The sequence below is a fragment of the Streptomyces sp. NPDC012769 genome (assembly GCF_042901205.1).
Classification (GTDB): Bacteria; Actinomycetota; Actinomycetes; order Streptomycetales; family Streptomycetaceae; genus Streptomyces.
In genome coordinates this window covers 570,478-585,422 of the sequence record NZ_JBIBCP010000005.1, presented here as the reverse complement: position 1 = coordinate 585,422, position 14,945 = coordinate 570,478, and the positions used below count along the sequence as shown (strand labels likewise).

The following is a 14,945-nucleotide window of genomic DNA, read 5'->3' as shown; positions in this document are numbered from 1 at the left end:
GTCGGAAACGGGGTAATCCTGGAGTATGAACACTTTCCTTGTGGATTCCGCTCAGGTCACCACGGCGGCCGGTGTCTGGCAGTCCGGGCTTGCCCAGGTCGTCGGCGGTCTGGTCGTGGTGGCCGTCCTCATCGGTGCCTTCGCGCTCGGGATCAGGATCAAGAACAAGGAACTTCCCCCACCCGACCCCGAGTCCCAGCCGCACCGGCCCGACACCGACCAGCTGCCCGGCGAGGTCTCGGAGTACCGCCGGCCCGCGGAGATGCCCCAGACCGACGGCGAGCACCGGCTCATGCCGTACCAGCTGAAGGACGGCGGCACCTCGGGCACCGAGACCTCCCCCGACCCGCCGAGCGAGGAGAAGCGCAAGTGGGGCGGCATCTCCAGCGGCGGCTTCGGCAGCGGCGGCCCCGGCCACGGCGACTGAATGAGCGATCCCGCCGTGCTCACCACGAGCGCCGAAGAGCACCGGACGCGGCTGAAGGCGGTCGCGTACCGGTTGCTCGGCGTGTACGACGAGCCGAATGAGGCGAACGAGCCGAACAAGGCCGATGAGGCGGAGGAGGCCCTGCGGGCGGCGGCGCCCCGGCTGACCGGAACGGCGGGCGACCGGGACGTGGTCGCCCGCGTCTGCCTGGAACGGCTGCGCGCCCGCGAGGTCCGGCGCGGCCGGCGTGACCGGGGTGACCGGGGTGACCGGCACCCGTACCGGTCCGTCACGGAGCGGCCGCGGGCCGAGGAGGCGGAGGAGGCCGCCCTCGACGCGCTGACCCCGTCGGAGCGGCTCGCCTTCGTGCTGCACGACGCCTTCGCCGTGCCGTACGAGGAGATCGCCCCGGTCGTGGAGCGCACCCCCGCCGCCACCCGGCACCTGGTCGCACGGGCCAGGCGCCGGGTGGAGGGCACGGAGGAGATGCCGGAACCGGACCGGGCGCAGCAGCGGGAGGTCGTCACGGCGCTCCTGGCCGCCGCTCGGGACGGCGACGCGGAGGCGCTGCGGGCGCTGCTCGACCCGGACGTGGTGCTGCGGACCGGGACCGGGGCGCCCGCTCGCGTGCCCGCCCACGGGGCGACGGCGGTGGCGCGCGCCCTCGCGGGCGCGGTGAGCGGGGCCCGGCCGGTCCTGGTGGACGGCGCGCCGGGCCTGGCGCGCCCGGGCCCGGACGGGAAGCCGAAGGAGGTCCTCGACTTCACCGTCCTCGACGGCCGGGTCACGGCCGTGGACCTGCTGGACGCCGACCACGACGACCTCGGCCGACTGGACCTGCGGCCGCCGGAGGACTGGGAGGTCCAGGAGGACTAGGACGGCGGCCAGGAGGACAGGAGGGCGCCGCCCGGAAGCCAGGCAGCCCGGGGAGCCAGGCAGCGCGGAAGCCCCTCGGTCTACTCGGCGGTCGCCCGCAGGCCGATCATGTTGCCGTCCGCGTCCTTCACGGTGGCGATCTGCAGGCCGCCACCGACGTCCTGCACGTCCTGCACGATCTCCGCCCCCGCGGCGAGGAGCGCCTGCAGCGCGCCGCGCAGGTCGTCCACGTCCCAGTAGGCCACGGCCCCGGTCAGCCCCTTGCCGTGCCCGTTGGGGTCGAGACCGAAGTGCTGCCCGTCGACGTCGAATCCGACGTAGTACGGCGCGTCCACGCTGGGCCCGGTCCCGAGCAGAGCGGTGAACAGGGCCTTGGCCCGCTCCAGGTCCTTCACCGGGTAGATCACCGTGTTCATGGTCATGACGTGCTCCTTCGGGGAGGGAGGGACGGGAGGTCTTCCCAGTCATGCCCCGCGGCCCGCCCGGAGCGCGGCGATCCGCGCCGAACGTGCTCCGTCCGGGCGAACCGCCGCGTCCCCGAGGTCCCTAGACGCGCACCTCGCCCACGCCCCCGGCCTCCGACTCCGGCTGCCCCACGGCCCGCCCCGCCCGCTCCGCGATGTGCGCGGGCGGCTCGATCCCGGCCGGCAGCAGCGGGTCGGCGACCGGCTGCCCGAACCGGGTGACGAGCGGCAGGACCCCGGCCCAGAGGCCCAGTTCGGCGTCCGGCCCCTCCCCGTCGTCCGGCGGCCCGCTCGCGATCTTCACCGAGGCCTCGGTGAGGTCGAGGGCCACGAGCGACGTCGCCGCCAGCTCCTTGCGGCTCGGCTGCCGCACGTAGTCCCACTGCCCCGGCGAGGACTGCTCGGTGAGCGCCCGCAGCCCGCGCAGCTTCTCCTCCGGATCGGTCACGATCCGCGGGACGCCGTAGATCATCGCGCTGCGGTAGTTCACGCCGTGCTCGAACACGGACCGCGCGAGCACCAGCGCGTCGACGTGCGTCACGCTGAGGCACACCACGCCGTCGGGCGCCCGCACGAGGCTGCGGCTCGCGACCGAGCCGTGCACGTAGATCCGGTCCCCCTCGACGCCGTACACGGTCGGCACCACCATCGGCGCCCCGTCCACGACCACCCCGAGGTGACACAGGAAGCCCGCCGCGAGCACGGCGTCCAGGTCCGCCCGCCGGTGGCTCCCCTTGTGTCGCATCCGCCTCAGTCGCGTCCGCTCGGTGACCACGAGCTCGTCGCCCATGTCGTCCCTCCCCCTTCTCAGCACGTATGTCGCGCGCAGACGCATCCTAAGAACCCCTCCTTCCGCTCAGGCGCCCCGGGCGACCCGCCGAGACACCCCGAGGCTCCATGAGGCGTCATGAGGCGTTCCGGGCCCCCGGCGGAGGTCACTCGTACGTGCGGCAGAGCCGGCGACAGGCACCGCCCGGGCGCCTTCGGGCCATAGGGTCGATGCACACGGCAGGAGTTCGACGAAGCCAGGGGCAGAGGACAGGGACATGGGCAACTCGGTGATCGACGCGCGATCCGACGGGCAGGGACCGGACGACGCTCCCTCCGACGAGGCGAACACCACCTCCGGGAAGCCGCCGAAGCCGCGGCGGCCGTTCTGGGTGGAGCTTCCGATCCTCGCGGGTGTCGCGCTGGGCCTGGCCTTCCTGATCAAGACCTTCCTGCTCCAGGCCTTCCTGATCCCCTCCGGCTCGATGCAGAACGCCCTCCAGGAGGACGACCGCGTCCTGGTCGACAAGCTCACCCCGTGGTTCGGCTCGGAACCCGCCCGGGGCGAGGTCGTGGTCTTCAAGGACCCCGCCGGCTGGCTCGCGGGGAACCCGGTGCAGGAACCCAACGTGGCGCAGAAGTTCCTGAGCTTCGTCGGCCTGATGCCCGCGGCCGGCGAGCAGCACCTGATCAAGCGGGTGATCGGCGTGGCCGGTGACACGGTCGAGTGCGCCGGCGCGGGCCCGCTGAAGGTGAACGGCAAGCCGCTCACCGAGCCGTACGTCTACCCCGGCAACACCGCGTGCAGCACGGACCCGAGCGGCCAGTTCAAGGTCACGGTGCCCAGCGGCAGCCTCTGGGTGATGGGCGACCACCGCCAGAGCTCGCTCGACTCCCGCTACCACCAGAACGACACCCACGGCGGCATGGTCCCCACCGCGGACATCGTGGGCCGCGCCGTCGTCGTCGCCTGGCCGATCGGCCACTGGGCGACCCTCCCCGTCCCGGACACCTTCGAGCAGCCGGGCCTCGCCCCGACGCGGTGACTCAGCAACTCCCCGTCTCCACCTGCCTCTGCTCCTCCCGCCCCTCCTGCTCCTGCTCCTGCGGCGCACGGCCCGGTCGGATGGTCACGCTGACCGGCCGGACGGGTGTACGCGAGCAGGAACGAAGCCATGACTTCCAGGCCGCGGCGATCGCCCGGCGGCCGTACAGCGGCGCGGGTTCCGGCTTCGGTTCCCCGCCGAACCGCCGCGCGAACTTCCGGTCCGCCCACATGACGGTCGCCACGAGCAGAACGACGTCGAGCAGCGGTGCGCACAGCAGCAGCGCCCCGCCCACTCCGCGCCACCCGGTGACGTTGCTCCAGGCACAGAGAAAGCCAGGTCAGACGAGGTCTGACCTGGCTTTCGACTGAGCCGCCTTCGGGATTCGAACCCGAGACCTACGCATTACGAGTGCGTTGCTCTGGCCAACTGAGCTAAGGCGGCATGCCGTGCGGTCCCATGGTGGGTGCAGCAGCGTCGCCAAGTCTACACAGTTTCCGGGGGTGCTCCGACCACCCCCGGAACGGGGCCGTCCGAGGGCTATGAGCAGCGCTTTCCGTCCTTCGGGACGGTGCCCTGGAGGAGGTAGGTGTTGATCGCCGTGTCGACGCAGTCGCTGCCGCGGCCGTACGCGGTGTGGCCGTCGCCCTCGTAGGTGAGGAGGACGCCGGAGGAGAGCTGGTCGGCGAGGGCGCGGGCCCACTTGTAGGGGGTGGCGGGGTCGCGGGTGGTGCCGACGACGACGATCGGAGGGGCGCCCTCGGCGGTGATGCGGTGGGGGCGGCCGGTGGCCGGAGTGGGCCAGTAGGTGCAGTTCAGGGCGGCCCACGCGAGGTTGCGGCCGAAGACCGGAGATGCCTCCTCGAAGGACGGCACCGCCTTCTCGACGGCCGCGGGGCCGGAGAACGCGGGCGGGAGGTCCAGACAGTTCACGGCCGCGTTCGCGGACATCAGGTTGGCGTACGAGCCGTCCGCCTCCCGCTCGTAGTAGGTGTCGGCCAGGGCGAGCAGCGCCGTCCCCTCGCCGCCCATCGCCCGGGTGAGCGCCTCCCGCAGCTGGGGCCAGGCGGCCTCGTCGTACATGGCCGTGATCACCCCGGTCGTGGCGAGGGACTCGCCCAGCTGACGGCTCCCGTCCGTCGGCACCGGCTTGGCGTCGGTCTCGCGGAAGAAGCGCTGCAGGGCGGCGAGGGCCGCCGGAACGGATTCCGTGCCCAGCGGGCAGTCGGTCTTCTTCACGCAGTCCGCCGCGAAGGCGTTGACCGCGGTCTGGAAGCCGGCGGTCTGCTCCCGGTTCAGCTCCTCGGCCGACAGGGACGGGTCCATCGCCCCGTCGAGGACGAGCCGCCCGGCCCGCTCGGGGAACAGCTCGGCGTACGTCGCGCCGAGGAAGGTGCCGTACGAGGCACCCACGTACGTCAGCTTCTCGTCACCGAGCACCGCCCGCACGATGTCCATGTCACGTGCCGCCTCCACGGTGGAGACGTGCGGCAGCACCTTGCCCGAGCGCTTCTCGCACGCCGCCGCGAACGTCTTGAACGAGCTCTCGAGGTCGGCCCGCTCGGCGGCGCTGTCCGGCGTCACGTCGACCTGTGTGTACGCGTCCATCTGCGGGCCGGTGAGGCACTCGACCGGCGCACTGCGGGCCACGCCCCGCGGGTCGACGCCCACGACGTCGTAGCGCGCCCGGACCGGGGCCGGGTAGCCGATGCCCGCGAAGCCCTGGACGTAACCGACCGCGGAGCCGCCGGGGCCGCCCGGGTTCACCAGGAGGGAGCCGAGCCGCTTGCCGGGGCCGGTGGCCCGGGACCGGGACACGGCGAGCTCGACCTCGTCGCCGCCGGGCTTGGCGTAGTCGAGCGGGACCCTCACGGTGCCGCACTGGAAGTCGGCGACACCGCAGTCCCGCCAGGTCACCTTCTGCGCGTAGTACGTCGCCAGGGCGGCGGACGGCGCCCCCGAGGCGGCGGGCGGGCTCTGGCTCCGCGAGGGCGCGGCGGCGCCGCTCCCGTCCGTACAGCCGGAGAGGACGAGGCCGCCGACCGCGAGGGCGGTGGCGGAGATGCGGAGGAGGCGCCTGGAGTCCATTCCCGGAGCGTATCGAAACGGGTACGGAACGTGTCCAATCGCCCCTGGGGACAACCGGGCTCGTGACGGTGGCGGTGCCGGCCGAGAGAGTCAGTCCCGCAGGGCCATCGCCATCGCCTCCACCGCCAGCAGCGGCGCCACGTTCCGGTCGAGGGCCTCGCGGCACGCCAGCACGGCCTCGATCCGGCGCAGGGTGCGCTCCGGGGTGGTGTCGCGGGCGATCTGCTCCAGGGAGTCGCGTACGTCCTCGTTGGCGAGAGGGGTCGTCGCGCGCAGCTGGAGGGCGAGCACATCGCGGTAGAAGCCGGTGAGGTCGGTGAGGGCGAGGTCGAGGCTGTCGCGCTGGGTGCGCGTGCGGCGGCGCTTCTGCCGCTCCTCCAGCTCCTTCATCGCCCCGGCCGTGCCCCGCGGCATCCGGCCGCCCTGGGCCGCGCCGAGCGCCGCCTTCAGCTCCTCGGTCTCCTTGGTGTCGATCTCCTCCGCGGCCTGCCGTGAGTCCTCGGCCGCCGCGTCGATCAGTTCCTGGGCCGCCCGCAGCCCGGCGCCGACGTCCCCCACCCGCAGCGGCAGCTTCAGCACCACGGAACGGCGGGCCCGCGCCCGCTCGTCGGTGGCGAGCCGCCGGGCACGGTCGATGTGCCCCTGGGTGGCCCGGGCCGCCGCGTGCGCCACCTCCGGCTCGATGCCGTCGCGGCGGATCAGCACGTCGGCGACGGCCTCCACGGACGGGGTGGTGAGCGTCAGGTGCCGGCAACGGGAACGGATCGTCGGCAGCACGTCCTCCAGGGACGGGGCGCACAGCAGCCAGACGGTGCGCGGAGCGGGCTCCTCCACCGCCTTCAGGAGCACGTTCGCCGCGCCCTCGGTCAGCCGGTCGGCGTCCTCCAGGACGATGACCTGCCACCGGCCGACGGCCGGCGACAGCTGGGCCCGCCGGACCAGGTCGCGGGTCTCCTTCACACCGATGGAGAGCAGGTCCGTGCGGATCACCTCGACGTCGGCGTGCGTCCCGACGAGGGCCGTGTGGCAGCCGTCACAGAAGCCGCAGCCCGGCACGCCGCCGAGGGCCCGGTCGGGGCTCACGCACTGCAGCGCCGCCGCGAACGCCCGCGCCGCCGTGTCCCGCCCGGCCCCCGGGGGGCCGGTGAACAGCCAGGCGTGCGTCATCTTCGACGCCTCGGGAGCGGGCTCGCCCGCGGCCTGCGCGGTCACGAGCGCGTCGGCGTCGCGCGCGGCGGCGGCCAGCTGCTCCTCGACCCGCGGCTGCCCCACGAGGTCGTCCCATACGGCCATGTCTGCTGCCCCTCCTCAGGTACGCCTCCCATTGTGGGGCACCCCACCGACAGTCCCGTCGACGGCGATGAGCAGGGCAGGCACGGGAGGGGACGGGCGCCGGCCGTCAGCGACGGCGGCGGCGGTCGTCCTCCTCGTCGTCGCCGAACGAGCCGAGCAGCTCGTCCGCGAGGGTCGGCAGATCGTCCAGCGGGGTCTCCTCGGCCCAGTCGGACCGGCGCCGCGGCCTGCCGTTCTCGTCGACCTGGGGCAGCTCGCGAGTGCGGTCGTTGCCGCCCTCCGATGCCGCGCCCTCCGATCCCGCGCCCTCGGATCCCGCCCCCCGGTCGCGCTCGTCGCGGAAGAAGCCCCGCGGCACCCGGTCGGCGGGGTCGGTGCTTCGTACGGGCGGGAGAACGGCGGTCTCGTCGGCGTCCCGGACGGGCGGCAGCACGGCCGTCTCGTCGACGTCCCGGATCCGCGGGATGACGGTGGTCTCCTCGTCGAGCCTGACGACCGGGGTGGGGACGGTGACCTCGTTCGGGGACACGGTGGGCGTGTCCTCCGAGGCCGAGGCGCCGGCCTTCCGGGGGTCCGTCCGCCCGGTCTCCGTACGGCCGGTCTCCGTACGGCCGGAGCCCGACTTCGCCGCGTCCGGCTGCACGATCGGCGTCTCGACCGTGACCTCGTTGGCGCCATCCGGCTGCACGATCGGCGTCGCCACCGTGATCTCGTTCGCCGACTGCTCCAAGGTCCTCGCCTCGGTGGCCCCGCGCCGGGCCTCCGCCTGCTCGGCCGCGGCCCTCTCCGCCGCGGCCTTCTCGGCGGCGGCCTTCTCCATCGCGGCCTTCTCGGCAGCCTTGCGGGCAGCCGCCTCCGCCGCCTCCGCCGCGGCCTTCCGCGCGGCTTCCTCCGACGCCTTGCGGGCAGCCTCCTCGGCCGCCTTCGCCGCCGCGGCCTCCGCGAGCCGACGGGCCTCCTCGGCGCGGATCAGCGCCTCCTCGGCCTTGCGCTGCTTCTCGCGGCGGCGCTCCTCGGCCTCGGCCCGCAGCCGGGCCTCCTCCTCGGCCTGCTTGCGGCGCCGTTCCTCCTCCGCGCGGCGGGCCTTCTCCTCGGCCTCGCGGCGCCTGCGCTCCTCCTCGGCGGCGATCCGGACCTCCTCGGCGCGCTGCCGGGCCTCCTCCGCCTGGCGCTCGGCCTCCAAGCGACGGGCCTCTTCCTCCTCGCGCCGCTTGCGCTCCTCCTCCTCGGCGCGGAGCTTGGCGAGCTGCTCCTGGCGCTCCCGCTCCAGGCGCTCCTCCTCGGCCTTGCGGGCGGCCTCGGCCTCGGCCCGCAGCCGGGCCTCCTCCTCGGCCTGCTTCCGTGCCTCCTCCTGGGCCTTCACCTCGGCCTCGGAGAGCGGCAGCATCCGGTCGAGCCGGTGGCGTACGACGGTGGTGACGGCCTCCGGCTCCTGGCCGGCGTCGACGACCAGGTAGCGGCCGGGGTCACCGGCGGCGAGGGCGAGGAAACCGGCCCGCACGCGCGCGTGGAACTCGGGCGGCTCGGACTCCAGCCGGTCCGGCGCCTCGGTGAAGCGCTCGCGGGCGGTCTCCGGGGAGACGTCGAGCAGCACGGTCAGGTGCGGTACGAGTCCGCCGGTCGCCCAGCGGTTGATGCGGGCGATCTCGGTCGGGGACAGATCGCGGCCGGCGCCCTGGTAGGCGACGGACGAGTCGATGTACCGGTCGGAGATCACGACCGCCCCGCGCTCCAGCGCGGGCCGGACCAGGGAGTCGACGTGCTCGGCGCGGTCGGCCGCGTACAGCAGCGCCTCGGCCCGGTTGGACAGGCCGGCGCTGGAGACGTCGAGCAGGATCGAGCGGAGCCGCTTGCCGATCGGGGTGGCGCCGGGCTCGCGGGTGACGACCACCTCGTGACCCTTGGCGCGGATCCACTCGGCGAGCGCCTGCACCTGGGTGGACTTGCCGGCGCCGTCGCCGCCCTCCAGGGCGATGAAGAAGCCGGTCGCGGACGGCGCCTGGGCCGGGTCGGCGCCGCGCAGCGCGTCGCGCAGGTCGCGGCGGAGCGGGACACCGGCCCGGTCGTCGGTCTTGGCGAGGACGAGCGCGGCGACCGGCAGCAGCAGCGCGCCGACCAGCATCAGGGTGAAGGCGGCGCCGCCGTGGGCGAAGACGAAGCTGCCGGAGGCGAGCCGGTGCGGGCCGATGGCGGCGGCGAGCAGCGGGGCGCCGAGCGCGCCGATGCCGATGCCGACGCGGACGACGGCCTGAAGGTGGTCGGTGACGCGGGGCCGGCGGGCCTCCTCGGTCTCCTGGTCGACCAGGCCGTGGCCGGTGCGCGCGGCGACGCCGGCCGCGTAACCGGCGAGTGCGGCGAGCGCGAGGACGGTCGCGGTGTCCGGCACGAGGCCCATGGCGAGCAGCGCGACGCCGGTGACGGCGAGCGCGAGCGCGAGCAGCCGGCGCCGGGAGAGCACGGTGAGGACGGATCCGGCGGTGCGGATGCCGACGGCGGTGGCGCCGCTGAGCGCGAGGATCAGCAGGGCGTACGTGACGGGCCCGCCGTCCAGGTCGTGGGCGTGGAGCACGGCGACGGCCGCGGCCGCGGCGATGGCGGCGGCGACGGTGGCGCACGCCAGGACGAGCAGCCCGAGCGCGCCGGTGCGGCCCTTGTCCCCGGGAAGTCGCAGACCCTCCAGGGGCGAGCGGGGCCGCGGGGTCTGGGCGCCGGGCAGTTCGAGGAACCACAGGACGGAGACGGAGGCGGCGAGGAGCCCGGCGGCGACGTAGGAGCCGAGGGCGGCCTGGTGCCGGCCGAACCAGTCGATGCCGCTGCCGAGCAGGTTGCCGACCAGCGTCGCGAGCAGCAGCACGCCGGCCGCGGCGGGCACCGCCAGGAACGCGGTGCGCAGGCTGAGCGTGCGCAGCGCGCCCAGGTGATCGGGCAGCGGCCTGACGGCGGCGCCCTCCAGGGGCGGGGCGGGCAGCAGCGCAGGGGCGGCGCCCTCCCTGGCGATGGTCCACACGCGCTCGGCGGCGCCGGTGACGAAGGCGGTGCCGAGCAGGAACCAGAGGGCGTCGTCGGGGGTCCAGTCGATCCACAGCGGGGCGACGACGAGCAGCGCGACCCGCAGTCCGTCGGCGCCGATCATGGTCCAGCGGCGGTCGAGCGGGCCGCCGGGCGCGGTCAGCGCGGTGAGCGGGCCGAGCAGGACGGCGCCGAAGAGGACCGCGGCGAACATCCGGGCGGCGATCACGGCGGCCACGGCGAACGCGGCACCCCGGTATCCGCCGCCGAGGGCGCCGGCGGCCACGGCCGTCTGATAGCCGAGCAGGATCAGGACGAGGAGGGCGAGTGCGTCGCCCGTGCCGCCGACGAGCTGGGCGCTCCACAGCCTCCGTAGAGGCTGATGGCGCAACAGGGCCCGTACGGCACGCTCCCGGGAATCGGCGACGAGTGCGGCGTCGGTGTCTGGCTGCTCTGCTCGCGTCATCCGTCCACCCTATCCGGACCCCCTTGCTCCCTGTGGCCGTCACCCGAACAAACAGACGGGGGGTGCGGGACCGGTGACGGCCCGCACCCCCCTTCTGTCGGGAAGGTCACCCTCGGCTCGACGGCCGCCGGGTCACTCCGGCTCGACGGCCGCGGTCACTCCGACGGCGCGGCCGTCGTCTTCTTCGCGGCGGTCGTCTTCTTGGCGGCCGTCTTCGCCGCGGTGGTCTTGGCCGCCGTGGTCTTCTTCGCGGCCGTCTTCTTGGCGGTGGCGGAGGCGGTGGTCTTCTTGGCCGCCGTCTTCTTGGTGGCGGTCTTCTTCGCCGGCGCCTTCTTGGCCGTCTTCTTCGCGGGGCCCTTGGCCCGCTTCTCGGCGAGCAGCTCGTAGCCGCGCTCGGGCGTGATCGTCTCGACGCTGTCGCCGGTGCGCAGGGTGGCGTTGGTCTCGCCGTCCGTCACGTACGGGCCGAAGCGGCCGTCCTTGACGACCACGGGCTTCTCGCTGACGGGGTCGGTGCCGAGCTCCTTGAGCGGGGGCTTGGCGGCGGCCCGGCCACGCTGCTTGGGCTGGGCGTAGATCGCCAGCGCCTCCTCCAGCGTGATCGTGAACAGCTGGTCCTCGCTGGTGAGCGAGCGCGAGTCCGTGCCCTTCTTCAGGTACGGGCCGTAGCGGCCGTTCTGCGCGGTGATCTCGACGCCCTCGGGGTCGGTGCCGACGACCCGGGGCAGCGACATCAGCTTGAGCGCCTCCTCCAGGGTGACGCTGTCGATCGACATCGACTTGAAGAGGGAGGCGGTGCGCGGCTTGACCGCGTTCTTGCCGGTCTTCGGGGTGTCCTCGGGAAGGATCTCCGTCACGTACGGGCCGTAACGGCCGTCCTTGGCGACGATCATGTTGCCGCTGACGGGGTCCTTGCCCAGCTCGAAGTCGCCGCTCGGCTTGGCGAGCAGCTCCTCCGCGTACTCCACGGTCAGCTCGTCGGGCGCCAGGTCCTCGGGGACGTCGGCGCGCTGGTGGCCTTCCTGGTCCTTCTCGCCGCGCTCGACGTACGGGCCGTAACGGCCGACGCGGAGCACGATGTCGTTGCCGACCGGGAAGGAGGAGATCTCCCGGGCGTCGATGGCCCCGAGGTCGGTGACCAGTTCCTTCAGTCCGCCGAGGTGGTCGCCGTCGCCGTTGCCGGCGTCCGCCGCACCGCCCTGCGCCTCCGCGGAGCCGCCCTCGCCGAAGTAGAAACGCTTCAGCCACGGCACCGCCTGGGCCTCACCGCGCGCGATGCGGTCGAGGTCGTCCTCCATCCTGGCGGTGAAGTCGTAGTCGACGAGCCGCCCGAAGTGCTTCTCCAGGAGGTTGACGACGGCGAAGGAGAGGAACGACGGCACGAGCGCCGTCCCCTTCTTGAAGACGTAGCCGCGGTCGAGGATGGTGCCGATGATCGAGGCGTACGTCGACGGGCGGCCGATCTCGCGCTCTTCCAGCTCCTTGACCAGGCTGGCCTCGGTGTAGCGGGCCGGGGGCTTGGTGGAGTGGCCGTCGGCGGTGATCTCCTCGGCGGAGAGCGCGTCGCCCTCGGCGACCTGCGGCAGGCGCCGCTCGCGGTCGTCGAGCTCGGCGTTCGGGTCGTCGGCGCCCTCCACGTAGGCCTTCATGAAGCCGTGGAAGGTGATCGTCTTGCCGGAGGCCGAGAACTCGGCGTCGCGGCCGTCGGCGGCGGTGCCGCCGATCTTCACGGTGACCGAGTTTCCGGTCGCGTCCTTCATCTGGGAGGCGACGGTCCGCTTCCAGATGAGCTCGTACAGCTTGAACTGGTCGCCGGTCAGACCGGTCTCCGCCGGGGTGCGGAAACGATCACCCGAAGGGCGAATCGCCTCGTGCGCCTCCTGGGCGTTCTTGACCTTGCCGGCGTAGACGCGCGGCTGCTCCGGCAGGTACTCGGCGCCGTACAGCTGCGTGACCTGCGCCCGGGCCGCCGCGACGGCGGTCTCGGACAGCACCGTGGAGTCCGTACGCATGTAGGTGATGAAGCCGTTCTCGTACAGCTTCTGCGCCACCTGCATGGTCGCCTTCGCACCGAAGCCGAGCTTCCGGCTGGCCTCCTGCTGGAGGGTGGTGGTGCGGAAGGGGGCGTACGGGGAGCGGCGGTACGGCTTCGACTCGACCGAGCGGACGCTGAAGCGGGTGTCGGCGAGGGAGGCGGCCAGCGCGCGGGCCTTCTCCTCGTCGAGGTGGAGCACGTTCTGCGTCTTCAGCTGTCCGTCGGCGCCGAAGTCACGGCCCTGCGCGACACGCTTGCCGTCGACCGCCGCGAGCCGCGCGACCAGGGACGACGGGTCGGACGGGTCGCCGGCGCGGCCGGTGGAGAAGGTGCCGGTGAGGTCCCAGTACTCGGCGGAGCGGAAGGCGATGCGCTCGCGCTCGCGCTCGACGACGAGCCGGGTGGCGACGGACTGGACGCGGCCGGCGGACAGGCCGCGCATGACCTTCTTCCACAGGACCGGCGAGACCTCGTAGCCGTAGAGACGGTCGAGGATGCGGCGGGTCTCCTGGGCGTCGACCATCCGCTTGTTCAGCTCGCGGGGGTTGGCGACGGCGGCCTGGATCGCGTCCTTGGTGATCTCGTGGAAGACCATCCGGTGGACCGGGACCTTGGGCTTCAGGACCTCCTGGAGGTGCCACGCGATGGCCTCGCCCTCGCGGTCCTCATCGGTGGCGAGGAAGAGCTCGTCGGACTCGGCGAGCAGCTCCTTCAGCTTCCTGACCTGTGCCTTCTTGTCGGCGTTGACGACATAGATGGGCTGGAAGTCATGATCGACGTCGACGCCGAGCCGCCGCACCTCGCCGGTGTACTTCTCCGGCACCTCGGCGGCGCCGCTCGGGAGGTCGCGGATGTGCCCGACGCTCGCCTCGACGACATAGCCGGGGCCGAGGTAGCCCTTGATCGTCTTCGCCTTGGCAGGCGACTCGACGATGACGAGTCGGCGGCCGCCCTGTGCGGTCTCGCTGGTCGGGGACAACTTCGCTCTTCTCTCCGGTCGACGCTCTCTGGCACGTACTGACTGCGATACGTACGGCGCAGCGTACGTACGGCGCTGGCACGCACGGCAGCGGCACGTACGGTGACACTGTCGTCGCTGCGGAGTGTGACGGTACAACCCGCCCCCGTGTCAAACGGCGAAAGCCCGCAACGGCCACTCGAACGGTAACCCGACTTCTGCCCTTCCTGCCGCCCGGACTCCCGGACCGGCGGGGCGTCCCTCCGGCCGGGCCCGCGTCACAGCCGTCCGAAGCACCAGATCCCGAGGAGGAGGAAGGCGGCCCCGAAGAGGGTGGTGAGCGCGGCGGCGGTGCGCGGTGCGACGCCGAGCGCGACGGGCTCGCCGTGCCGCACCCGGACGCCGGTCCAGAGCAGCAGCGCGGCTCCGAACAGCGTGAACGCCGCTCCCGCGAAGATCGCCGGCCCGCTCTCCATGCCCGTACCCCGTTCCGTCGCCCGTGGCTCTTCGGCCCCGCAGCCGAGGCTGGCACCTCGCGGCGTCGTAGGGGCGAATTCCCGGTGAACGGCACGGAGGGTCCCGAACGGTTTCACGAGGATGGCCGGTACTGCTGCTTCCTCCTCTCTTCTTTCGTCACGTCGCACACATCACGTCTCACACATCACGTTCGCGCCCGTCTCATCGCCCCGTCACGCCGCTCCCGCCCGGCGCTCACATGACGTCGAGCGTGGCGCGGCGCCTGCTGCCCCGCTCGAAGAGGGCGAGCAGCGCCACCGCGAGGACCGCGTAGCCGACGCCCACCAGGAGCTCGGCACCGAGCAGCCACCCGTCGAGGCCGCCGCCCGCGGTCAGCCGGCGTGCCGCGTCCGCCGCGTGGGTCAGCGGCAGCAGCTCGCCAGCGGTGCGCATCCACTCCGGCAGGGTGTCCCGGGGCACGGCGGCGCCCGTCAGCAGGAGCAGCATCGAACTCGCCACGTTCGACACCAGGAACACGTCACGGAAGCGCAGGCCGAGCGCCCCGAGCGCGAGACCGAACGCCGAGCAGGCGCCGGCCCCGGTGAGCAGGACCAGACCGAGCCCGGGCAGGGCGCCGGCCGGCACGGGCAGGTCGAGCACGGTCGCGGCGGCGGTGAGCACGAACGCGCTGACGAGCAGCCCGTTGAGGACATACGGCAGAGCGCGACCCGCCCACAGCGGGACCCGGTGCCGGGGCGAGAGCAGGACGGCTCCGAGGGTGCCGAACCGGCGCTCGTTGGCGACGGCCATCGTCCCGCCGTACACGCAGGAGGCGGAAGCTGCGAGCACGGCGTTGCCGACAAGATGGAAACGGTCGTCGGCGACCCCGAGTTCCCGCCCGAGGAAGACGAAGAAGAAAACCTGAAGGAGCGGCCCCACCAGCAGAGTTCCGATGAACATGGGCGGGGTCGTCCAGTTGAACAGGGCACGGTAGGACAGGGCCCCGCCGACCAGGAGCAGCCGGGCGGAGGCGAGGAAGCGGAACATCTCTGTCGGCCT

Annotated in this window: 12 protein-coding genes and 1 tRNA gene; 3 read left to right on the top strand and 10 right to left on the bottom strand. The window is 73.3% G+C overall.

Annotated features, from left to right (window positions below):
• Nucleotides 1-25: 25 nt before the first annotated feature.
• Complete coding sequence (locus ACFY7C_RS27930; RefSeq protein WP_389655453.1) at nucleotides 26-427, top strand: DUF6479 family protein; 402 nt, start codon at nucleotides 26-28, stop codon at nucleotides 425-427.
• Entirely contained in the window at nucleotides 428-1,303 is an 876-nt protein-coding gene (locus tag ACFY7C_RS27925) for a sigma factor-like helix-turn-helix DNA-binding protein (RefSeq protein WP_389655451.1), read from the top strand.
• Nucleotides 1,304-1,383: 80 nt separating this feature from the next.
• On the opposite strand, the gene ACFY7C_RS27920 is transcribed toward ACFY7C_RS27925, so the two are convergent.
• Together ACFY7C_RS27920 and ACFY7C_RS27915 are read right to left on the bottom strand one after the other, a co-directional pair.
• Entirely contained in the window at nucleotides 1,384-1,725 is a 342-nt protein-coding gene (locus tag ACFY7C_RS27920) for a VOC family protein (protein ID WP_389655449.1), read from the bottom strand.
• A 124-nt stretch (nucleotides 1,726-1,849) separates the two neighbouring features.
• Nucleotides 1,850-2,557 carry a pyridoxamine 5'-phosphate oxidase family protein gene (locus tag ACFY7C_RS27915; RefSeq protein WP_389655448.1) on the bottom strand — a complete coding sequence of 236 codons (708 nt, stop codon included), beginning with the start codon at nucleotides 2,555-2,557 and terminating at the stop codon, nucleotides 1,850-1,852.
• Between the two features lie 256 nt (nucleotides 2,558-2,813).
• Between ACFY7C_RS27915 and lepB the strand changes: the two genes are divergently transcribed.
• The gene (gene lepB / locus ACFY7C_RS27910; RefSeq protein ID WP_389655446.1) at nucleotides 2,814-3,581 is read left to right on the top strand and encodes a signal peptidase I; all 768 of its coding nucleotides are present in this window, start codon (nucleotides 2,814-2,816) and stop codon (nucleotides 3,579-3,581) included.
• A 1-nt stretch (nucleotide 3,582) separates the two neighbouring features.
• Here lepB and ACFY7C_RS27905 read toward each other — a convergent pair whose 3' ends face one another.
• From ACFY7C_RS27905 to ACFY7C_RS27870, 8 genes are all read right to left on the bottom strand, one after another.
• Complete coding sequence (locus tag ACFY7C_RS27905; RefSeq protein ID WP_389655444.1) at nucleotides 3,583-3,876, bottom strand: hypothetical protein; 294 nt, start codon at nucleotides 3,874-3,876, stop codon at nucleotides 3,583-3,585.
• Nucleotides 3,877-3,951: 75 nt separating this feature from the next.
• Nucleotides 3,952-4,025, bottom strand: a tRNA-Thr gene (locus tag ACFY7C_RS27900).
• A 96-nt stretch (nucleotides 4,026-4,121) separates the two neighbouring features.
• Nucleotides 4,122-5,669, bottom strand: coding sequence for an alpha/beta hydrolase (locus ACFY7C_RS27895; protein ID WP_389655442.1), 1,548 nt, complete (start codon nucleotides 5,667-5,669; stop codon nucleotides 4,122-4,124).
• Nucleotides 5,670-5,759: 90 nt separating this feature from the next.
• A complete protein-coding gene (locus tag ACFY7C_RS27890) occupies nucleotides 5,760-6,962 on the bottom strand; it encodes a DNA polymerase III subunit delta' (protein WP_389655440.1) in 1,203 nt (400 codons plus the stop codon).
• A gap of 106 nt (nucleotides 6,963-7,068) precedes the next feature.
• Nucleotides 7,069-10,437 (bottom strand): dTMP kinase, encoded by a 3,369-nt coding sequence (gene tmk / locus ACFY7C_RS27885; RefSeq protein WP_389655438.1) that lies wholly within the window; start codon nucleotides 10,435-10,437, stop codon nucleotides 7,069-7,071.
• Nucleotides 10,438-10,592: 155 nt separating this feature from the next.
• On the bottom strand, nucleotides 10,593-13,451 hold the full coding sequence (gene topA / locus ACFY7C_RS27880) for a type I DNA topoisomerase (protein ID WP_389655436.1): 2,859 nt from the start codon (nucleotides 13,449-13,451) through the stop codon (nucleotides 10,593-10,595).
• A 257-nt stretch (nucleotides 13,452-13,708) separates the two neighbouring features.
• A complete protein-coding gene (locus ACFY7C_RS27875) occupies nucleotides 13,709-13,906 on the bottom strand; it encodes a hypothetical protein (RefSeq protein ID WP_389655434.1) in 198 nt (65 codons plus the stop codon).
• Between the two features lie 235 nt (nucleotides 13,907-14,141).
• Nucleotides 14,142-14,933 (bottom strand): ABC transporter permease, encoded by a 792-nt coding sequence (locus ACFY7C_RS27870; RefSeq protein WP_389655432.1) that lies wholly within the window; start codon nucleotides 14,931-14,933, stop codon nucleotides 14,142-14,144.
• Nucleotides 14,934-14,945 lie beyond the last annotated feature (12 nt).